Consider the following 20,078-nt stretch of genomic DNA (forward strand, 5'->3'; position numbering starts at 1 on the left):
ATAATTGCTTACTAGAAACTATATAAAACTCATAAAATCACTTTCTCGTAAAAAAGGAAGAGATACTCATGGATTGTTTGTAGTTGAAGGCTATAAGTCTATTCAAGAGTTATACCAATCTGGTCTTGATTGCAAGAGTGTATTTGTAACTTCTGGAAATCACAAGCTTGATCATCTAGAGCTTACGGTTGTTACAGAAAAGGAGATGAAGACAATTTCAAACTTAACAACGCCTCCTGGATATTTAGCCGTTTTTGAAATACCTAAGCAATCTACTATTCCACATGATGGTGGAATAATAGTGCTGGATGGTGTTAAGGATCCAGGGAACCTAGGCACTATAATAAGACTAGCAGATTGGTATGGCGTTTCTCATATAGTTTGTTCTCGTGATACTGTTGATTTATTTAACCCAAAATGTATCCAAGCAACGATGTCATCTATTGCAAGAGTACAAGTGTATTATAGGAATATTGAAGTATTCTTAAGTGAAACACAACGATCTGTATATATTGCTCATATGGACGGTGAGTCGTTATATTCTACCTCAATTCCTGAAAACGCTGCCATAGTTATGGGTAGCGAGTCTCATGGTGTAAGTGATTCGGTTAAGCAATTAGGAACACCAATTAGTATCCCATCTCATAGTACACATGGTGCGACTGAAAGTTTAAACGTAGCTATCGCAGCCGCTATAATTACGGCTCACTGGAAAAAGAGTTTGTCTTTTACTGGAAAGTAAAATTGATAAAGATACCTCTAGATTGCATACTCGAAATATTTCCTGTCCATGGACTGTTTACATCCATGTCGGGAACCAATTCGTCCGTCATAGCAAATACACCTCGTATAGATGGAGAGAATTTAAAGTAGAATAGGTAAAGGTCAACACCAATTCCTATTTCATAGTTAAAAACATTAGTCATCTGTCTAAACTGTCCAGCAGAATTATCATCAGGATTTTCTTCGTTACTGGATAAGTTAGACGACCATGAAAAGCCACCTACGACAAAGGGTTTCCAATTGTTTTTTCTTTTTGTCGAAAATTTGAGTAATAAGGGTACGTTGATGTAAGTAGATACCACCTCTCGTTCCTGTTGAGCAGGCGTCATTAAAGATGCATCTGGAAAAGTAAGTGTTCTATTTACAAAAACAATCCCAGGTTCAAGTCTTAAATTGAAATAGTCATTTAGTCTGACATCGCCTACAAGACCTACATTAAAACCAACACTTGTTTCGGTATTAATTTCCTCGGTTAATTCATTATAATCAAATTTATAATCATAAGAGTTAAAGCCTAAATAGTAACCCCAAGTGTATCGTTGTTTGTCAAAATTTTCTCTATTTAAAATTTTTTCTTTAGAAAAAAGTTGAGCATTAGATAGTTGAGCGCTCAATAATAGCACTATAGTGATAATGAATATTCTCATATTATCCTTTTGTAGCTTTATAAATGGTGGAAGCACCGTAAAATTGTAAATAATTATCTACTTCATTAAACCCAACTTTCTTTAAAATATTGTTGAAAGCTTCCCCATGAGGAAATTGCGCGGCGCTTTTAGAAAGATATCCATATGCAGTTTTATCTTTAGAAAAAAGCTTTCCTAAAGTAGGAACAATTAAATTAGAATATAAATAGTACCCTTGCTTAAAAGGAAATTTGGTAGGAACACTGGTCTCTAGAACAACTAGAATACCACCAGGTTTTAAAACTCTTAGTATTTCTGATAACCCTTTCTCTAAATCTTCAAAGTTTCTTACGCCGTAACTTACGGTAATTGCATCAATTGAATTATCATCATACTTTAGGTTTTCTGAATCTCCAAGTACCATTTCAATACGGTCATCTAGTTCTTCTTTATTAACCTTAATTTTTCCTATTTCTAGCATACCGCTAGAGATATCCAGTCCTATTAATTTAGTAGCATTGGTCTTTTGAGCCATTTTAATAACCAGATCACCAGTCCCTGTAGCGATGTCCATTATTACATCTGGTTTTGATTGAGCTACAAGATCTACAACATTATCTCTCCATTTTTGATCTAATCCTAAAGAGATAACTCTATTCAAACCGTCGTATTCACCACTAATGTTGTCAAACATTTTTGTGACTTGTTGTTTTTTACCGGTCTGATTGTTTTTGTATGGTTTAACTTCGTTTGCCAATTGATACAGATTTATTATGCAAAGATAATAGGTATAAAAGAGCTTATTGTTATGATCATTAGGATTAACTGTTAAGCAAGATGTAAACTTTTGTTTTTTGTAACAATAATTTTTATTCCTAAACAGGCTCTTAATTATGGTTATTTATGAGACTTATTCCTTGCATTCTCCTATCTTTGAGGTATAGAACATTGTTTTTATGAAAATCATTATTGCAGGTGCAGGTGAGGTAGGTTTTCATCTTGCTAAGTTGCTGTCCTTTGAATCACAGGATATTACACTTATCGATCCTGTTAAGGAGAATCTATATCATGCAGACTCACATCTAGATATAAGAACCTTAAGAGGTGATGCAACATCTATCAAAATTCTTCAAGATGCCAAAATTGATGCTGCAGATCTTGTTATAGCTGTAACAGCGAGTGAAACTACTAATATTACTATATCTGTTCTTGCTAAACAATTAGGAGCAAAACGTACCATAGCCAGAATTTCTAATACCGAATTTTTAGAACATCAAGACAATTTAGGTTTTAAAAATTTTGGTATTGATGAATTAATCAGTCCTGAAAGTTTAGCTAGTAAAGAAATTGAATTATTACTTAATCAAAGTGCTTTCAATGATTCTTATGAATTTGAGAATGGGGCATTGACTATGGTAGGTGTAAACCTTCCTAGAAATGCTCAAATGGTTGGAAAAACAGTACAACAAGCTGGTGAAATATTTCCTGAAGTTCATTTCATGCCGATTGCGATTCAAAGATTTGGTACACAATACACTTTGATACCTCGTGGTGATACTAAGTTTAAAGAAGGAGATCAGGTTTATTTTATTACCACTCCAGATGGTGTCGAAGAGCTTTACAAACTTTCGGGTAAAACCAAACATACTGTAAAGAACTTAATGATTTTAGGAGGAAGTAAAATAGGAATTCAAAGTGCCGAAAAACTTTCAAAAGCAGGAATAAATGTTAAGTTAATAGAAATAAATCCAGCTAAAGCCTTTGACCTAGCAGATCAGTTGCCAGATGTTCTAGTTCTTAATGGAGATGGAAGGAATGTTGAACTACTTCAAGAAGAGAGTATACATGAAATGGATGCTTTTATCTCTGTAACTGGTAATAGTGAGACAAACATTATTTCTAGCTTAATGGCTAAAAGTAAAAGTGTTAATAAAACAATAGCACTTGTTGAGAATATGGATTATTTTCAATTATCTCATAGTATAGGTATTGATACTTTAATCAATAAGAAGTTACTTGCAGCAAACAATATCTTTAGATATGTGAGAAAAGGCGAAGTGGTTGCGATGACCAAGCTGAATAACATGAATGCCGAGCTGCTGGAATTTATCGTAAAACCAGACAGTGACATCTGCAATAAAAACCTAGTTGAAGCAGGTTTGCCTAGAAGTGCAATCGTTGGTGGTGTAATAAGAAATGGGATCGGAAATATTGCTCTAGGAAATTTCAAAATTGAAGCAGGTGATAGAGTAGTGGTATGCTGTCTACCTAGATCCATTTCTAAGGTTGAAAAATTATTCTTGTAATGACTAGACTTAATTACAAAATAATTATTTACATCATGGGACTACTGTTATTGTTTAACGGTGGTTTTATGTTTTTGAGTGCTGCTGTAAGTGCTATTTATAGAGAGCCAGAAGGCATTGATATACTTATGGCTGGAGTAGTAGCTATAATTTTAGGTGCTATTTCTATGTATCTAACTCGTAAACATCAACGTGTTTTACATAAAAAAGAAGGCTATTTAATTGTTTCATTGGGATGGTTAATTATGGCTTTTGCGGGAACTATGCCTTATGTTTTTTCAGGTGCTTTGGATAATTATACCGATGCTTTTTTTGAAACAATGAGTGGTTTTACTACTACTGGTGCTAGCATAATGAATGATATAGAAATAATGCCAAAAGGTGTTTTATTCTGGCGTAGTCTCACACATTGGATTGGTGGAATGGGTATTATTGTACTAGCAGTTGCTATTTTACCTTTATTAGGAATTGGTGGTATGCAATTATTTGCCGCAGAAGCACCTGGTCCAAGTGCTGATAAATTACATCCAAGAATCACCGACACAGCAAAAAGATTATGGCTTATTTATGTAGGTTTTACAGGAATTGAAACAATACTACTTAGAATAGCAGGAATGAATTGGTTTGATGCTATTAACCATGCTTTAAGTACTTTATCTACAGGTGGATTCTCTACAAAAAATGCTAGTATGGCGTATTGGAATGATAATCCAGCGGTACAGTGGATTATCATTGTCTTCATGTTTATTGCAGGAACTAATTTTGTACTTAGTTATTTTGCTTTCAAGGGAAGATTCAGTAGGATTTTAAAGGACACTGAATTTAAATGGTACGCAGGATTTGTTTTATTATTTACATTAATTTCTGCTGTTCTTATTTATTATCAAGCAGATTTAACTGCCTCAACAATTTCTCACCCATTAGTTGCAGGAAGAGCAGAAGGCTCATTAAGGCATGCGGTTTTTCAAGTTTTGGCAGTGATGACCACTACTGGATTTGTGACTGCAGATTATACGCTTTGGACTCCGTTTTTAACCATAATGTTCTTTGGTCTCTTCTTTCTCGGCGGTAGTGCAGGATCTACATCTGGTGGAGTAAAAGTAGTTAGGCACATCATTTTGATAAGGAATGGAATTATGGAATTTAAAAGGACCTTGCATCCTAGTGCTATAATTCCTGTTCGCTATAACGGAAGAGCGGTCCCTAGCAATAATGTATTTAGCGTTCTAGGTTTTTTTATTCTTTACATGCTATCCTTTATTATAGGTGCAGTAGTACTTGCTGCATTAGGGCTTGATTTTGATACAGCTATTGGAGGAGCGCTTAGTAGTTTGGGTAACGTTGGGCCTGCTTTTGGTGATCTTTCTCCTGTAGATAATTTTGCGGGTTTACCAGATTTAGGAAAATGGTGGTGTAGCTTCCTTATGCTTATTGGAAGGTTAGAGTTATTTACAGTACTTATCCTTTTCACGCCTTTCTTTTGGCGTAATCGATAATTAAGATTTGCTTATCATATAATTGAAAAAAACTGTACTTTCTAGATTAAGAAAGTACAGTTTTTATTCTTTGTAAAGCTTCTTTAATTTGATCTTCACTTGCAGCATAGGATATTCTAATACAGTTAGGAGCTCCAAACGCATCGCCAGAGACTGTTGCTACATTTGCTTCCTCCAGAATCATTAAAGAAAAATCTGTAGCATCTTTAATCACATGACCTTTTATAGTCTTTCCAAAAAATGAACTCACGTCTGGAAATACGTAAAACGCACCATCTGGAGTATCAGTTACAAAGCCTTCTATTTCAGAAAGTAAACTGAGAACTAGATCTCTGCGTTTAGAAAATGCATCTATCATGTACTGTATTTTGCTCACTGGAGCTTTTAATGCAGTAATTACAGCACGTTGTGCGATACAATTTGCACCACTAGTAATTTGGCCTTGCATTTTATTACACGCTCTAGCGATCCAGGAAGGAGCGCCTATATAACCAATTCTCCAACCAGTCATCGCAAAAGCCTTTGAAACACCATTCACCACAACAGTTCTTTCATACATTCCATCAATCTCAGCCATGCTAGTGTAAGTTCCTGTGTAATTAATATGTTCGTAAATTTCATCACTTACCACGATAATATTAGGGTAGTCTTTTAATACACCGGCGAGACCTTCTAGCTCTTCCTTACTGTAAACGGCACCACTAGGATTATTTGGCGATGAAAATAAAACCATTTTAGTTTTAGGTGTTATAGCATCTTTTAATTGTTGAGGAGTTATTTTGAAATTTTGTTCTACTCCAGCTCTTACCTCTACCGGGACTCCTTCTGCTAGTTGCACGATTGCCGCATAACTTACCCAATAAGGTGCAGGTAGAATACATTCATCACCTTCATTGAGCAAGACCATTGCTACATTAGCAATAGATTGTTTTGCTCCAGTAGAGACTACAATTTGATCGCGGTTATACGTAAGATTATTATCCCTTTTAAACTTTTCGATTACAGCATCCTTTAATTCAGTATATCCATCGACAGGTGTGTAGCTGTTATAATTTTCATTGATTGCCTGGATAGCAGCATCTTTAACAAAATCTGGTGTATTAAAATCAGGTTCACCTAGGCTTAATCCTATTATGTCTTTCCCTTGTTCTCTTAATTCTCTAGCTTTTGCAGCCATTGCGAGAGTTGCACTTGTAGGTAAGTTGTTGATCCTGTTAGATAGATGCTCTTTCATTAGTAGTGATGTTTAAATACAAAAATAACCAAGGTGATAAGAATATACCTAACAGGCTAAGATAATGTTCTATTTTTGTACAAAAATTTTACACCTTGGCACAAATCATAAAAGATTATTTTCCTCACATTACTGATGAACAGTTTTCTCAATTTCAGGCGCTAGAATCCCTTTATAAGGAATGGAACAGTCAGATTAATGTAATTTCACGTAAAGATATAGACGAGCTCTACACAAGGCATGTTTTACACAGTTTAGGGATTGTTTCTGTGGTACGCTTTCGCGAAAGCTTACCCAATACTCCAGGAGGAACAAGGGTGCTTGATGTAGGAACTGGCGGAGGCTTTCCTGGAATACCGCTTGCAATTATGTTTCCAAAAACTAAATTTCATCTTATAGATGCGATTGGCAAAAAGATAAAGGTGGTTGACGCGGTAGTAGAGGCTTTGGGTTTACAAAATGTGACTACTGAACATGGAAGAGCAGAAAAAGTGAAAGGAAGATTTGACTTTGTGGTAAGTCGTGCTGTAACAAATATGCCAGATTTTGTTAAATGGACTCGTAATAAAATTAGAAAGGATAGTTATCACAGCATTGAGAATGGAATTTTATATTTAAAAGGTGGAGACTTAACCAAGGAGCTGAAACCATTTCCAAATGCTTATCAGTATAATCTTGATGAGGTTTTTGAAGATGAATTTTTTGAAACGAAAAAAGTGGTTCATCTACCTTTGTAAAGTATATAACATAAAAAAACCTGCGTTATGCAGGTTTTTTTATGTTTAAAATCTCGGATTAAAAATTAGTCGTGAGATTAAGTGTAAGGCCAGTATTTTCTGGAACAAACCTACAAACACCACCTACGCAAATCAGTCCACCACGCTGTCTTCCATAATTAAGGGCTACTCTCGTACGGCCTTTGGTATAAGAACCACCAACTGAATAGTAGTGAATCTCGGTATCATCATAGTTGTACAAGTCGGCCACATAAAGAGAAAGTGACGTGTTAAAAGCGTATTCCAATGTTGCTGCTGCCCAGTTACCTCTATCAGCATCTGCAGATAAATGTTGAGCGTCAAATCTAACTGATCTTCCCTTTCCTAAATCGTAGAGAAGATCTGCTACAAATGCAGTGCCATTAAGTTCTGACTGTCCATCTAGTAAATTTCCACCTTCAATATTTTTAGCGTTGTAATAAGTTTGAGCGGCTGTAAACTTCGCAGAAAGCGCTTTGCTAAATTTGGTGTTTAATTGAAAGCTAAACTCTTCAAAGTATTTCTTACCTCTAGAAAACAAGCTTGCATCATAATCATTGTTCGGTACGTCAAATGATGAGTCTAAACCTGCCCAATTTGAGTAGTTTAAAGAGTAAGTAGTTCCATGTTTAAATCCGAATAGAGAACCAGGTTTTGCTGTATGAACTACGTCTAACTGTCCTCCAATTTCTCCGGCTTCTTCTTCATCTGGATTTAAGAATACTTGTGGATTGTATACATAGATATTGCGTACCATGTAACTACTTTGCTTAGTGTATCCTGGTACAAAATTGATAGTTTGATTTAAAAAAGGGTTACCTGCTTGTTCTCTGTCAGAGAAAAAGCCCATATTTTCGGTAGCTCTTAAAGTTGTATTTATTCCTAAACCTGGAATAGAGTATCCTAAATTTAGTAATAACGCACGCCCGTCAAAGTAGTTACCTAATAAAGGTGTGCCACCAACAATAACTGCATCTGGTTCCTTGTAAACATACTCTGCTTGTAAGTTAAATTTGTCAAAGTAAAGATCTCCTCTCATACTATATGCATTGACGGTCGATGGGAAATCTGGATCTGCAGATGTGTTTACTTGATATCGTCCTACATAGCTAGCACCTATATTTATTCCAGTTTCCGTATCTAATAGTTCTCCTAAATCAAATTCTGAATTTATACCTTGTACTGTACCTTCAGATAATTCAAAGCCAGTTCTTTGATTCCCAATGAATCCTGTAGCTTCAAGATAATCATTAAAGGCATAGTTTACTCTTATTCCTCTTATCGAATTATCGATACCTAAGGTGTGATCTTCCCAGGTTCTAAATATTAATCCGCTACCAAATTGATCATAGAAATTACCAGCTGTGATTTCCAGATCCTTATGTTTAAAAGTCGCAAAATAGGTTGCGATTCCATTTCCTTCAAATCCTTCAAAGTAACCTAATAAAGGAGAAGGTTGATACAATTCATACTGAGCGCCGACAGTAAATTTACCTTGAGTATATTGAAGCTTGAGATAGTTGTTTGAACGAAATTGATCTTGAGGAGCTACACCATTAAGTATACCGTCATCATCTTGATACCATTGGGAATTGGATTCCAAACCACCAGAAAATGTCCCATCTTGAGCGTTTATATTAAAAGCGATTAAAAGTGCTGCCAATAGCAGATAATTTTTCATAAATCAGTGTTGGATTGAATTTTAAATGTGTTTTTTGTACTCTTCATAAAGTTCTTCCTCAGCTCCAGGTGTGAAGCTAGAGTGGCGGTATACAATTTTATTGTCCTTTACGATTAAGGTGAGAGGAATGTTAGGATTGCCTAGATACCTGATAATTTCATTTTTTTTATCTAACAAAACTGTATAGGGCCATGCTCTACCATTTACTTCTGTTTTTACCCTTGGTTTTGATCTAGCGTCGTCAGTTGCTATAGCATATAGTTCAAATCCGATCTCTTCTTGCAGCTCGTTATAATCTAATTTAATAGCATCTAGCTCTTTCATGCAAGGAGTACACCATGTTGCCCAAAATGAAAATACTACTGGTTTATCCTTACTGAGCTCAGAGAGAGTTACTTTTTTGCCATTGAGATCCTTTAGAATGATTTCCGGAAGTTCGGTTTGAGAATAGCTTATTGATGAAAATATCAATAAAGCTAATAGAATAAGTTTTTTCATATAATTAAGTTTTGAAATGCAATTATAACAGTTCTTTAATAAATAATGTGCCAAACTGCATTTTAGTTAAAACTTTTCATTATTAAAAATCAATGTATTAGGTTTTTAAAACATTGTTTTATATTTGGTTATTCTTAAATAATCGTTAAAACAACTTAAATTATGAAAACAGCTAACTTTTTAAAGATCTTTTTGCTTTTAGTTGCGGTAACCTTAACCTCGTGTTCATCAGAATCTACAGATGATGGAGGAGGCAATGGTAATGGCAATGGTGAATTAGTGCTATCTGCAAATAAGACTAGAGTATATGAAAATACAGTCGTGACTTTCACAGTAATGAACGGTAGTACTAATGTAACTTCTCAATCCACGATTTCCTTGGATGGAACTCCTATCAGTGGCAATTCTGCTTTATTATCAACTGTAGGATCAAAGGTAGTTACTGCCGAATATGATGGTGCTAGTACTAATAACGTTGATGTTGAGGTAATTGTACCTTCGTACTCCACAAAGATGTTAATAGAGGATTATACCGGTGCTTGGTGTGGATGGTGCCCTAGAATCTCTCAAGGGATTGAAGATTTAACAGGATCGAACCCTAATGTTATTGCTGTTGCGATTCATAATGGTGATTCCATGGCCTTTCCATTGGAAGGTCAAATGAGACAACAATTTGGGGTAAACGGTTTTCCGACCGGAATACTTAATAGAGATCAAACATGGAGTTCAACATCGGGAAGTTCAATGAACTTAACCCAGCCAAATGTGTACTTAAATAGAGTACAGCCAGTTGGTCTAGCGATTAATTCTTCGATCAGTAATGATCTACTTTCTGCAACAGTAAAAGTAGGATTTGATTTAGACGAATCAGGATTATATCTTGTTGTTTATGCTTTAGAGAATGGAATCATAGCGAACCAAAGTAATTATACAAATAATTATGGAGGAGTAGATCCTATACAAGGATTTGTTCATGAACATGTTTTATCAAAGAATCTTACTGATGTTTTTGGAGATCCTATACCAGCAGATCAACAGGTTGGAGGAAATGAGTATTCTGTAACGCTTACATCTAATGTGGCTGGAGTTGCAAATCAAAATGATATGGAGATTGTTGCATTTGTGGTAGACGCTTCGGGTAAAGTAGTAAATGTGCAAAAGGCACAAGTTGGTACTAATGTTGACTTTGATTAATTAAATCTCAACACAAAAAAAGCCGATTCAATAAGATTGAATCGGCTTTTTTTATATCTAATTTTATAACTATTCGCCTAAGAAAGGGTATCTGTAATCCACAGGACTTACAAATGTTTCCTTAATCATTCTAGGAGAAACCCATCGCAAAAGATTTAATTTTGAACCTGCTTTGTCGTTGGTTCCAGAGGCTCTAGCTCCACCAAATGGTTGTTGACCTACAACAGCACCAGTAGGTTTATCGTTTAAATAGAAGTTTCCTGCACAGTTTTCTAATGCTTTTACGGCTGTGCCTAGTGCATATCTATCCTGTGAAAAAACAGCTCCGGTAAGAGCGTATTCACTTGTGCTATCAACTAACTTTAGGGTAGCTTCAAAATCTTCATCTTCATATACATACACTGTGATTACTGGACCAAACAACTCTGTTTCCATAGTTGGGTATTTTGGATCAGTAGTTACGATAACCGTAGGGTCAATAAAATATCCTTTTGATTTATCATAGTTACCACCAATTATTACTTCGGCATTAGAATCTTTTTTAGCTTGGTCTATGTAAGAAGTTATTTTATCAAATGAGCCTTCGTGTATAACTGCTGTAATGAAATTACTCATGTCTTCAGGACTACCCATTTTAAAACTGTCACAGTCCTGGCGTACTAATTTTTCAACCTCTGGCCACATGCTTTGTGGAATATAAGCCCTAGATGCAGCGCTACACTTCTGACCTTGAAATTCAAAGGCACCTCTTGATATAGCCGTAGCTACTTGTTGGGGTATAGCACTTTTATGTGCAACTATAAAGTCTTTTCCACCTGTTTCACCTACAATTCTAGGGTAGGTTTTATAAGTGTTAATATTTGCACCTATTTGTCCCCAAATACTTTTGAATACTCCTGTTGATCCAGTAAAATGTATTCCAGCAAAGTCTGGATGAGCAAGCACTTCTTCAGTCATCATAACTGGATCTGCGTTTACCATATTTATTACTCCATCTGGAACACCTGCTTCTCTGAAAACGTCCATAACAACTTTTGCACTCAACATTTGATGGTCGCTAGGTTTCCATACAGTAACATTACCCATAAGGGCAGCACTCGCTGGTAAATTACCAGCAATTGCGGTAAAGTTGAAAGGAGTTACACAGTAAACAAAACCTTCTAACGGTCGGTATTCTAAACGATTCCATGCACCGCTTGTTGACTCAGGCTGCTCAGAATAGATCTCTGTCATGTATTCTACATTGAATCTCAAAAAGTCTATTAATTCACAAGCGCTATCAATTTCTGCTTGATAAATCGTTTTTGATTGATTGATCATGGTGGCAGCATTAATCTTGGCACGATAAGGTCCTGCAATTAGTTCTGCTGCTTTTAGGAAGATCCCGGCGCGGTTTTCCCAGCTCATTTGTGACCATTCTTTGCGCGCTTCAAGTGCTGCCGCAATAGCTTGCTGTACTTCATCCTTGCCTGCAATGTGGTAAGTACCTGCACTATGCTGGTGATCATGTGGTGGTCGTACCGTTCCTGTCGTGCCAGTTTTTATTTCTTTACCATTGATAAATAATGGTATTTCTGTATTGGCGTTAAACAATTCGCTATATGCAGCTAGAACTTCTTCTCTTTCTTTAGAGCCTGGTTCATAGCTTTTTATTGGTTCATTAACTGCAACTGGTACGTTGAAAAATCCTTTTCCCATGTTGTGAAATTTATACTTTTAATTATGGTGTGAAAATACAACTTTATTCAGGCTTGAATAAAAGCCTGATTATAAATTAATGTGAATGGATGGAAAGTTGATTGTGTGTAATCTCGCTTTCGCGAAAGCGTAATAAACACTAGACTAGTTTAACGCAAATGGAGCGCTAAGTTTGAAGGTAGGAATGACTACATTAAACTGTTTTGTAGTGGTGAAATTTACCATGGTGTAGTGACCGCTCATATTACCGAATGGTGAGGTTAGTAAACAGCCGCTTTGATAACTGTGTCTTTCTCCTGGTTTAAGAACGGGTTTTTTTCCTATCACGCCTTCACCATCTACATGTTCTGTTTTTGATAGACTATCTTTAATGCGCCAGTGTCTATAGGTTAATTGTACACTGTCCTTACCTTGATTTTCAATGGTGATTTTATAACCAAAGGCATAGTGCATTTTATAATTCTTATAAAATGTACCTTCAAAACTCGTTTGAACAGAAATTTTTATACCTCTAGTGACTTGTTGTATCATAAATCTACTGATGCAAAGATACTAAAGATTAAAAATAAGCTACTGGCGATACTAAGAAGAAAGAAAAATGCAAAATTGATAAGAACAAATTTTATAATAGTTTTAATCCTACTTTGTCCATAAAACTTGCGTAACGACTTGTATAGATAAAAGGGACCAATCAGCAAGAAAAGGATACTGGAAACGATACTTGTATTAAAAATTAAGGTTTCTAATAGTACCAGGTAAAGGCATAAAAACACAAATGTGAGTAAATGAAAATTGAAAACCATATGTTCCATATAATTCCACGGTCCTCGTGCATAAATTAACCAAAAAAACAAACTAATAAATGGTGCAAAAAAGAATAGAAATATTGGAATTTTTGGGATTATGACACCTAGAATTTCTAATGGACTGTCAGTGATATTTTCAAATTTTCTAGAGTTGTTATAGCGTTTAATATTGAAAGCGTCGGTTCTATGTTCAAGTGCTGTCAATGCACTTACAGCACTTGCTTCGGGATGTTTTTTAGAATAATGGGAGTAATCATCCATTTGTTTAAAAAAGCCTGAAAAATAATTTATACTATCTAGTTTTGATTGAGTAGTATATTCCTTACTCAGTTTGATTTTAGTAGAATCCTTTTCAAGCGCTTTTATAGATTGATCTATTGCAAAATTCTCAATCATGTTACGTGATCCATACAAGCTGTCCCTAGATTTTTTGATTTTATTAATTAAGTCTTGTTTGTTTACAACATTGCTATCGATTTCTATATTGAATGGGTTTTGATCCTCTTGTTTTACAGTGAATTTAAGTGGATCTTGGTTAGATTGATCTTTGTCAATATATGAGCTTGCTAGTATTAAAAGTTGTACGAGTAAGAAAAATACGATGGTAACAGATAGGAAAAACCTAAAAGGATTTGCATAAGATATTCTCTTGCCTGCGCAGTATTCTTTAGTAACGTGCCCTGGTTTGAATAAAAGATGTTTAATAGTTCGCCACAATCTAGAATCATACGAAAATACATTGGAGAAAAACTCTTGAAAGAAATCTTTAAGCGCAAGACGTTTCGTGGTATTTAATTGACCACACTGGTGACAATACTTGTCAATATTTTCAAGCGGAGTGCCGCAGTTCAAACATTCTTGACCTCTATATTTTATAAGTGATCGGTTGGTAGGTTTCATAAAATCAAATGTGGCTTAATGATTTAATTTGTAATGTTTCTGCTATTCGCAGACCCTTTTCCTATTAACCTATCATAACGGCCACCTATCTCTCTAAAATATGCCAAGACAGTGTACTCGTTCTCTGTTTGCCAATTATTTCCTGCTATGAATCCGTAATCTATACGGCCATCAGGATGGACAACTGCATATTTATAATTGTAAAACCCTTGTTTCAAAGTCAGTGTGGTGCTGTAAGAACTACCGTTCTCACTAGGAATCATCATATTTTCATCACTTACTTGAAATCCATTATAATTACCCATAACATGTAAGGTAGATCCTCTAGGGATTTCTATATCCTTTGTGTCTAAGCTAAAGTGGATCTTCACATACTCTGCTTGTACAGCATTGTCTTCATTGTCAATTGTAGTTACTTTGAATCCACCATTGATATCAGGGAAAAAAGTGTAGTCTCTGTTTTTTCTGGGTAAATCTACAAATAGAAAAGCCTCATAGAGATCTTTTTTAATGACGTAATCGATATTTACATTGGGTGCTCTAAAATCTCTATTTTCAAAATTCAGATATTCATTACCGGCCCAAAAGCTTGATTTCTCGTCATATCGATATACTTGATTGTTTCCTAAATTAAATTGTGGCTTAAGTTGATCAATCGTATTTGTTAAGTCCAAGTTTTGAATTACAGTGACCTTTAATTGCTCATTAGGATTTATAAAATTTACTTCTTTACTATCTATGTTAAACTCAACTCGTTGTTGGGTGTTAACGTAATTTAAGTCTCGAGCTCTTCTCACGGCAACACCTACTTGAGCTATATCCTCTACGATCATAAATTTCCTTGAAAAAACAAGTTCTCTATCATCATTGTAGATATGAATCATGTAATTTCCACTCACTTTGAAACCTTGTGTAAATTGATTAGGTATCGTTAACGTATAGTGGGAATAAGGTTGTAATGTGGTAAAGGAATTGCGATAATTGAAGATGCGCATATCATCGATACCTTCTAGAAATTCATTTTTAAACAATCTACTAGATTTCCAGTCGTGGTCGTAGTGTTCAAATTGATAATAATAGTCTGCTTCGTCACCTATAATGTCATCAAATTCTAATTTGATCGTATCACCCATATTAAATATAGGTAGCATATTTTCGGCAGGAACATTAAATACAACAGTTTTTATGTAATCTGGATCATTAACAAGTTCATTCATCTCTTGCGATTGCAAGAAAAAAGCATTGAAAAAAACTGTAAAGAATAACAATAAATACGACTTCATAATGGTCAAATATGGGATAAATATAAGGTATGATGCTGTTTTTATTACGCTTTCGCGAAAGCAGTGCCAAAAACTTGCCTAAACAACAATTTAGAACCTTTCTAAATAAATAAGTTAGAGTTAAAAAAGACCTTTTATCCTTAAATTTGCAGACCTTAAAAATAAGACTAAAATAACGTCCTATGTCAAAAGACATTAGAGTAAGAAAAGGGCTTGATCTAAAGCTCAAAGGAGAAGCAGATAATGCGATCGTAGATGCTTCAAAGTCTTCTGTTTATGCAATCAAACCTGCTGATTTTCATGCGGTAGTACCAAAAATGGTACTTAAGGAAGGTGCTTCAGTTAAAGCTGGAGAGGTCATCTTTTTTTCAAAGTATGATGAAAAGGTAAAATTTGTGTCGCCAGTTTCTGGAACATTGACTAAAATTTTACGTGGTGCAAAACGCAGAATTCTAGAAGTTCAAATTACTCCTAACGGAAGTAATGATGTAGTTAAACATGATGTTGTGAATCCTTCACAAGCCAGTGCAGAACAGGTGCGTGAGATTTTACTTGAAAGCGGTTGTTGGCCGTTTATCATCCAGCGTCCTTACAGCATTGTTGCAAGTCCAGAAGATACACCAAAAGCAATTTTTATTTCGGCTTACACGACTGCGCCACTTGCCGGTGATGCAGATGTGATACTTGCAGATAAGAAAGAAGCTTTTCAAAATGGTGTAACTGCACTAAGCAAAATAGCTCCAGTTTATATTGGTGTAGGTAAAAACTCGCCTATTGCCACTGTTAATGATGCTACTGTTTATAAAGTGAGAGGTAAGCATCCGGCAGGTAACGTAGGTGTGCAAATCCATAAGGTGCTGCCAGTTAATGCTGGTGAGCGCGTGTGGACAGTTGGTTTTGAAGATGTAGCTACTATTGGAGATGTTTTTACCACTGGAGTATTCTCTGCACAACGTACTGTAGCTCTTGTGGGTACTGATGCTGACAAGGATTCTAGAAAGTATTACAGAACTATTCTAGGAGCGCAAGTTGATAGTCTTACAGGTGGGAACGTAGATACCGAAAATACGAGAATCATATCTGGAGATGTTCTTACTGGTGATAAGTTAGAGAACGGACAATTTATTAACTATTATCATAACACACTTACTTTAATTCCTGAAGGAAATGAGTATGCGTTTATGGGTTGGTTGCCATTTACACGTAACAAAGTTCCTTCTAATGCAGGAACTTCTTTATCCTGGTTGTTAGGTGGTAAAAGAAAAGTAGACACAAACCTTAACGGTGAGGAACGTGCTCTAGTTGTTACCGGTGAAATGGAAGATGTAATGCCTATGGATATTTATCCAATGCAATTGATCAAGGCTTGTATGTCAGGTGATATTGAAAAAATGGAAAATCTAGGTATTTACGAGGTTGCACCAGAGGATTTTGCACTTGTTGATTTTACTAATACTTCCAAACTTGAAGCGCAAGAAATAATACGCAACGGTTTGGACTTAATGATAACAGAAGTAGGATAAACTATGAAATGGATTAGACGTAAACTGGATCAGGCTAGAAAGCCTTTTGGACCAGGTCAGAAATTAGAGAAGTATGCACCTGCTATTAATGCATTTGATACTTTCTTATTTACCCCAAATCACACTACAAAAAAAGGTGCTCACGTACGTGACGTTGTGGATCTTAAGCGTACTATGATTACGGTTGTAATTGCGCTTATACCAGCCTTGATTTTTGGTATGTGGAATGCAGGAGCTCAATACCTTTATCAAGAAAGAAACCTTGGTAGTGTGACTGATGTTCCTTTTTGGGAAGCATTAACTGAAGGAGCAATATTAGTGTTTCCTCTTATTGCAGTTAGTTATATAGTTGGATTGACTATCGAATTTATTTTTGCGATTTATCGTGGTCACGAAGTGAATGAAGGTTACCTAGTAACTGGTTTGCTTATACCAATGATTTTTCCGGTGGATATTCCATTGTGGATGTTAGCTATATCGGTTGCTTTTGCCGTACTTATAGGTAAAGAAGCTTTTGGAGGTACAGGTATGAATATCTTAAACCCAGCATTAACAGCGCGTGCATTTGCGTTCTTTGCTTACCCATTATACATGTCAGGTAATCAAATATGGGTTCATGAAGGTAGTACCGATTCTATTTCTGGTGAAACGATTTTAGGATCACTAGCTGAAGGTAAAGAAGTGGCTTATAGTTTTTCTGATGCTTTCATAGGCTTTATACCAGGATCAGTGTCAGAGACATCTACTCTTATGATTTTAATAGGAGCTGCCATTTTAATCCTTACTAAGGTAGGAAGCTGGAGAATCATATTAAGTGGATTTATAGGAGCCGCTGTAATGGGATTGATTTTTAATGCCTTTGGTTCAAATGCTCTAATGTCATTTGATTGGTACATGCATTTAGTAGTTGGCGGATTGGCATTTGGACTAGTATTTATGGCAACAGATCCTGTGAGTGCTGCTCAAACTTTTAAAGGTAAATGGATTTATGGTTTCTTATGTGGATTCTTTGGGGTTATGATACGTGTATTCAATCCAGCGTATCCAGAAGGAATTATGCTTGCTATTTTATTAATGAATGTGTTTGCTCCAACCATTGATCATTACGTGGTTCAAGCAAATGTGAGTAAACGTAAAAAACGCCTGGCAAAAGCTAAGGCTAATCTTCAAACAGCTTAGTCATGGATAGAAATTCAAACGCTTATACTTTTTTGTTTGCTATTGCTCTTGTAGCAGTTGTTGCTAGTGCTCTAGCATTTGCAGCTACTAGTCTACAACCAGCACAAGCAAAAAACGTGAAAGAAGAAAAAATGCAAAACATCCTAGGTACAGTAGGAATTGAGACTTCTAGAGATAGTGCTCAGGTTTTGTTTAATAAATATATTGTAGATCAGGTTGCACTTTCTAGTGATGGTACTCCTAAGGCTGATGTAAATGCTTTTGAGGTAGATCTTAAAAAAGAACTTAAGAAGCCTGTAGAAGAACAAGCATTTCCACTTTACGTGGCAAATGTTGAAGGCTCAAAATATTATGTTGTTCCTTTAAGAGGTAAAGGTCTTTGGGATGCAATATGGGGTTACATAGCTCTTAAAGATGATGTGAACACCATTAAAGGTGCTGTATTTGATCACAAGGGTGAAACTCCTGGTCTAGGTGCCGAAATTACTCAAGGATGGTTCCGTAAAAGATTTGAAGAAGAAAAAATCTTTGATGGTGATGGTAATTTTATAGGTGTATCTGTTGCTAAAGGATATCAAGGTGGAGATAATAAGGACGATAACGCAGTAGATGCCATTTCGGGAGCTACCATTACAGGTGATGGTGTTACTGATATGATTTCAGAAAGACTTAAGAATTACCTTCCTTATTTCGAGAAAAATACTAACATAAAAGTGGCTATGAAGTAAGCCGGTGCTTACTGTTGTTACGCTTTCGCGAAAGCGAGATAAAAACAAATTTTATGTCAAAAGAACTAAACAAAAAAGAAGAACTAATCCTTTTTCTATCTGATACGGATGAAAGAGAAGGATTGTTGGGAAAGAAAAATCGTAAACTTCTTTCTGATCCTCTTACAGATAACAACCCTATTACCGTACAGGTATTAGGTATTTGTAGTGCACTTGCAATTACAGTTCAATTGAAGCCTGCGATTGTAATGAGTCTTGCTGTAATGGCCGTAATGGCTTTCAGTAACATGATTATCTCATTACTTAGAAATTCTATTCCTTCAAGAATACGTATTATCGTTCAACTTGTTGTGGTTGCTGCACTTGTAATTCTTGTAGATCAAGTATTAAGAGCCTATGCTTATGATGTTTCAAAGGAATTATCAGTATTCGTAGGTTTAATTATTACCAATTGTATTGTAATGGGTCGTCTTGAAGCATTTGCATTAGGTAATGGTGTTTATAAATCATTTCTTGATGGTATAGGAAATGCAGCAGGATATGCTTTCATACTTATACTGGTAGCATTTTTCAGAGAGTTATTAGGTGCTGGGAAACTTTTTGGTTATCAAGTGATCCCAGATTCTTTCTATGAATTTGGATATTCCAATAATGGTTTGATGTTATTGTCGCCTATGGCACTTATAACGGTAGGAATCATTATATGGGTGCAAAGAAGTAGAAACAGAGCATTAATAGAAGAAAACTAAACTAAGAAATAGTATATATCATGGATTTAATTAATCTTTTTGTAAGAAGCGTTTTCATAGAAAACATGGTTTTTGCCTATTTCTTAGGTATGTGTTCTTATCTAGCGGTATCTAAGTCGGTTAAGACTGCTGTTGGTCTAGGTGCCGCAGTTGTATTTGTACTTGGAATTACAGTTCCTATCAACTTTTTACTAGATACTTACCTACTAAAGCCTGGTGCTTTAACTTGGTTAGATGCTAGTTATGCAGACGTTGATTTAAGCTTTTTAAGTTTTATCATGTTTATTGCGGTTATCGCAAGTATGGTTCAATTAGTTGAAATGGTTGTGGAACGATTTGCTCCAGCTTTGTATGGTGCTCTAGGTATATTTTTACCTCTTATTGCGGTAAACTGTGCGATTTTGGGAGGTTCTTTATTTATGCAACAAAAAGACTTCAGTGGTATAACTGAATCTGCTGTATATGGTTTAGGATCTGGAGTAGGATTTTTCCTTGCGATTCTAGCGATTTCTGCCATTCGTGAGAAAATTGCTTACTCAAATGTACCTGCACCGCTTAGAGGACTAGGTATTACATTTATAATAACAGGACTTATGGCTCTAGGGTTTATGAGTTTTATGGGAATTGAAATATAATTTT

The 20,078-nt window shown here is 35.5% G+C and carries 19 protein-coding genes; 10 read left to right on the forward strand and 9 right to left on the reverse strand.

Translation table 11 applies throughout. The features are described 5' to 3' along the window. Positions 1 to 4: 4 nt before the first annotated feature. On the forward strand, positions 5 to 742 hold the full coding sequence (locus HCN53_RS11520; protein WP_167343036.1) for a TrmH family RNA methyltransferase: 738 nt from the start codon (positions 5 to 7) through the stop codon (positions 740 to 742). Here the strand turns inward: HCN53_RS11520 and HCN53_RS11525 are convergent. Together HCN53_RS11525 and ubiE are read right to left on the reverse strand one after the other, a co-directional pair. Further along, positions 729 to 1,430, reverse strand: coding sequence for a porin family protein (locus HCN53_RS11525; protein ID WP_167343037.1), 702 nt, complete (start codon positions 1,428 to 1,430; stop codon positions 729 to 731). The genes HCN53_RS11520 and HCN53_RS11525 overlap by 14 nt on opposite strands. A gap of 1 nt (position 1,431) precedes the next feature. Then, positions 1,432 to 2,166, reverse strand: a complete 735-nt coding sequence (ubiE, locus tag HCN53_RS11530) for a bifunctional demethylmenaquinone methyltransferase/2-methoxy-6-polyprenyl-1,4-benzoquinol methylase UbiE (protein ID WP_167343038.1) — start codon at positions 2,164 to 2,166, stop codon at positions 1,432 to 1,434. Between the two features lie 199 nt (positions 2,167 to 2,365). Between ubiE and trkA the strand changes: the two genes are divergently transcribed. Both trkA and HCN53_RS11540 read left to right on the forward strand, forming a co-directional pair. After that, entirely contained in the window at positions 2,366 to 3,715 is a 1,350-nt protein-coding gene (gene trkA / locus HCN53_RS11535) for a Trk system potassium transporter TrkA (protein ID WP_042275885.1), read from the forward strand. Further along, entirely contained in the window at positions 3,715 to 5,211 is a 1,497-nt protein-coding gene (locus tag HCN53_RS11540) for a TrkH family potassium uptake protein (RefSeq protein ID WP_105018297.1), read from the forward strand. The genes trkA and HCN53_RS11540 overlap by 1 nt, the downstream gene beginning before the upstream one ends. 46 nt (positions 5,212 to 5,257) lie before the next feature. Here the strand turns inward: HCN53_RS11540 and HCN53_RS11545 are convergent, their stop codons facing one another. Beyond that, positions 5,258 to 6,445, reverse strand: a complete 1,188-nt coding sequence (locus HCN53_RS11545; RefSeq protein ID WP_167343039.1) for a pyridoxal phosphate-dependent aminotransferase — start codon at positions 6,443 to 6,445, stop codon at positions 5,258 to 5,260. 95 nt (positions 6,446 to 6,540) lie between these two features. On the opposite strand from HCN53_RS11545, the gene rsmG reads away from it, so the two are divergent. Further along, positions 6,541 to 7,182, forward strand: coding sequence for a 16S rRNA (guanine(527)-N(7))-methyltransferase RsmG (rsmG, locus tag HCN53_RS11550; RefSeq protein ID WP_167343040.1), 642 nt, complete (start codon positions 6,541 to 6,543; stop codon positions 7,180 to 7,182). A gap of 58 nt (positions 7,183 to 7,240) precedes the next feature. On the opposite strand, the gene HCN53_RS11555 is transcribed toward rsmG, so the two are convergent. Together HCN53_RS11555 and HCN53_RS11560 are read right to left on the reverse strand one after the other, a co-directional pair. Then, a complete protein-coding gene (locus HCN53_RS11555; protein ID WP_167343041.1) occupies positions 7,241 to 8,881 on the reverse strand; it encodes a DUF6029 family protein in 1,641 nt (546 codons plus the stop codon). A gap of 21 nt (positions 8,882 to 8,902) precedes the next feature. Beyond that, positions 8,903 to 9,379 (reverse strand): TlpA family protein disulfide reductase, encoded by a 477-nt coding sequence (locus HCN53_RS11560; protein WP_105018300.1) that lies wholly within the window; start codon positions 9,377 to 9,379, stop codon positions 8,903 to 8,905. A gap of 162 nt (positions 9,380 to 9,541) precedes the next feature. On the opposite strand from HCN53_RS11560, the gene HCN53_RS11565 reads away from it, so the two are divergent. Continuing rightward, entirely contained in the window at positions 9,542 to 10,573 is a 1,032-nt protein-coding gene (locus tag HCN53_RS11565; protein WP_167343042.1) for an Omp28-related outer membrane protein, read from the forward strand. A 69-nt stretch (positions 10,574 to 10,642) separates the two neighbouring features. Here the strand turns inward: HCN53_RS11565 and pruA are convergent, their stop codons facing one another. The 4 genes from pruA to HCN53_RS11585 form a co-directional block, all read right to left on the reverse strand. Further along, entirely contained in the window at positions 10,643 to 12,271 is a 1,629-nt protein-coding gene (gene pruA / locus HCN53_RS11570) for an L-glutamate gamma-semialdehyde dehydrogenase (RefSeq protein ID WP_167343043.1), read from the reverse strand. A gap of 144 nt (positions 12,272 to 12,415) precedes the next feature. Then, positions 12,416 to 12,802, reverse strand: a complete 387-nt coding sequence (gene apaG / locus HCN53_RS11575; RefSeq protein WP_042275874.1) for a Co2+/Mg2+ efflux protein ApaG — start codon at positions 12,800 to 12,802, stop codon at positions 12,416 to 12,418. Next, the gene (locus HCN53_RS11580) at positions 12,799 to 13,977 is read right to left on the reverse strand and encodes a DUF3667 domain-containing protein (protein WP_167343044.1); all 1,179 of its coding nucleotides are present in this window, start codon (positions 13,975 to 13,977) and stop codon (positions 12,799 to 12,801) included. The genes apaG and HCN53_RS11580 overlap by 4 nt, the downstream gene beginning before the upstream one ends. Before the next feature lie 23 nt (positions 13,978 to 14,000). Further along, on the reverse strand, positions 14,001 to 15,260 hold the full coding sequence (locus tag HCN53_RS11585) for a DUF5103 domain-containing protein (RefSeq protein WP_240919355.1): 1,260 nt from the start codon (positions 15,258 to 15,260) through the stop codon (positions 14,001 to 14,003). Between the two features lie 182 nt (positions 15,261 to 15,442). On the opposite strand from HCN53_RS11585, the gene HCN53_RS11590 reads away from it, so the two are divergent. Genes HCN53_RS11590 through nqrE form a run of 5 tightly spaced genes read left to right on the forward strand, consistent with a single transcriptional unit; the run spans position 15,443 to position 20,074 of the window. Further along, positions 15,443 to 16,783: a Na(+)-translocating NADH-quinone reductase subunit A gene (locus HCN53_RS11590; protein WP_167343045.1), complete on the forward strand. Its 1,341-nt coding sequence runs from the start codon at positions 15,443 to 15,445 to the stop codon at positions 16,781 to 16,783. A 3-nt stretch (positions 16,784 to 16,786) separates the two neighbouring features. Continuing rightward, on the forward strand, positions 16,787 to 17,962 hold the full coding sequence (locus HCN53_RS11595; RefSeq protein WP_105018307.1) for an NADH:ubiquinone reductase (Na(+)-transporting) subunit B: 1,176 nt from the start codon (positions 16,787 to 16,789) through the stop codon (positions 17,960 to 17,962). A 2-nt stretch (positions 17,963 to 17,964) separates the two neighbouring features. Next, complete coding sequence (locus HCN53_RS11600; protein ID WP_167343046.1) at positions 17,965 to 18,690, forward strand: Na(+)-translocating NADH-quinone reductase subunit C; 726 nt, start codon at positions 17,965 to 17,967, stop codon at positions 18,688 to 18,690. A gap of 53 nt (positions 18,691 to 18,743) precedes the next feature. Then, complete coding sequence (locus tag HCN53_RS11605; protein ID WP_042275864.1) at positions 18,744 to 19,439, forward strand: NADH:ubiquinone reductase (Na(+)-transporting) subunit D; 696 nt, start codon at positions 18,744 to 18,746, stop codon at positions 19,437 to 19,439. Positions 19,440 to 19,459: 20 nt separating this feature from the next. Beyond that, positions 19,460 to 20,074, forward strand: coding sequence for an NADH:ubiquinone reductase (Na(+)-transporting) subunit E (nqrE, locus tag HCN53_RS11610; RefSeq protein WP_042275862.1), 615 nt, complete (start codon positions 19,460 to 19,462; stop codon positions 20,072 to 20,074). The last annotated feature ends 4 nt before the right edge of the window (positions 20,075 to 20,078 follow it).

This window comes from Nonlabens sp. SY33080 (assembly GCF_011784885.1).
GTDB lineage: Bacteria > Bacteroidota > Bacteroidia > Flavobacteriales > Flavobacteriaceae > Nonlabens > Nonlabens tegetincola.

Bases quoted from the DNA above. Each gene is read 5' to 3' on its own strand.
- apaG (WP_042275874.1), bottom strand. From the start codon at position 12,802: ATGATACAACAAGTCACTAGAGGTATAAAAATTTCTGTTCAAACGAGT.
- HCN53_RS11525 (WP_167343037.1), bottom strand. From the start codon at position 1,430: ATGAGAATATTCATTATCACTATAGTGCTATTATTGAGCGCTCAACTA.
- nqrE (WP_042275862.1), top strand. From the start codon at position 19,460: ATGGATTTAATTAATCTTTTTGTAAGAAGCGTTTTCATAGAAAACATG.
- HCN53_RS11580 (WP_167343044.1), bottom strand. From the start codon at position 13,977: ATGAAACCTACCAACCGATCACTTATAAAATATAGAGGTCAAGAATGT.
- pruA (WP_167343043.1), bottom strand. From the start codon at position 12,271: ATGGGAAAAGGATTTTTCAACGTACCAGTTGCAGTTAATGAACCAATA.
- HCN53_RS11540 (WP_105018297.1), top strand. From the start codon at position 3,715: ATGACTAGACTTAATTACAAAATAATTATTTACATCATGGGACTACTG.
- HCN53_RS11605 (WP_042275864.1), top strand. From the start codon at position 18,744: ATGTCAAAAGAACTAAACAAAAAAGAAGAACTAATCCTTTTTCTATCT.
- HCN53_RS11560 (WP_105018300.1), bottom strand. From the start codon at position 9,379: ATGAAAAAACTTATTCTATTAGCTTTATTGATATTTTCATCAATAAGC.
- HCN53_RS11585 (WP_240919355.1), bottom strand. From the start codon at position 15,260: ATGAAGTCGTATTTATTGTTATTCTTTACAGTTTTTTTCAATGCTTTT.
- HCN53_RS11545 (WP_167343039.1), bottom strand. From the start codon at position 6,445: ATGAAAGAGCATCTATCTAACAGGATCAACAACTTACCTACAAGTGCA.
- HCN53_RS11600 (WP_167343046.1), top strand. From the start codon at position 17,965: ATGGATAGAAATTCAAACGCTTATACTTTTTTGTTTGCTATTGCTCTT.
- HCN53_RS11590 (WP_167343045.1), top strand. From the start codon at position 15,443: ATGTCAAAAGACATTAGAGTAAGAAAAGGGCTTGATCTAAAGCTCAAA.
- HCN53_RS11595 (WP_105018307.1), top strand. From the start codon at position 16,787: ATGAAATGGATTAGACGTAAACTGGATCAGGCTAGAAAGCCTTTTGGA.
- HCN53_RS11565 (WP_167343042.1), top strand. From the start codon at position 9,542: ATGAAAACAGCTAACTTTTTAAAGATCTTTTTGCTTTTAGTTGCGGTA.
- HCN53_RS11555 (WP_167343041.1), bottom strand. From the start codon at position 8,881: ATGAAAAATTATCTGCTATTGGCAGCACTTTTAATCGCTTTTAATATA.
- trkA (WP_042275885.1), top strand. From the start codon at position 2,366: ATGAAAATCATTATTGCAGGTGCAGGTGAGGTAGGTTTTCATCTTGCT.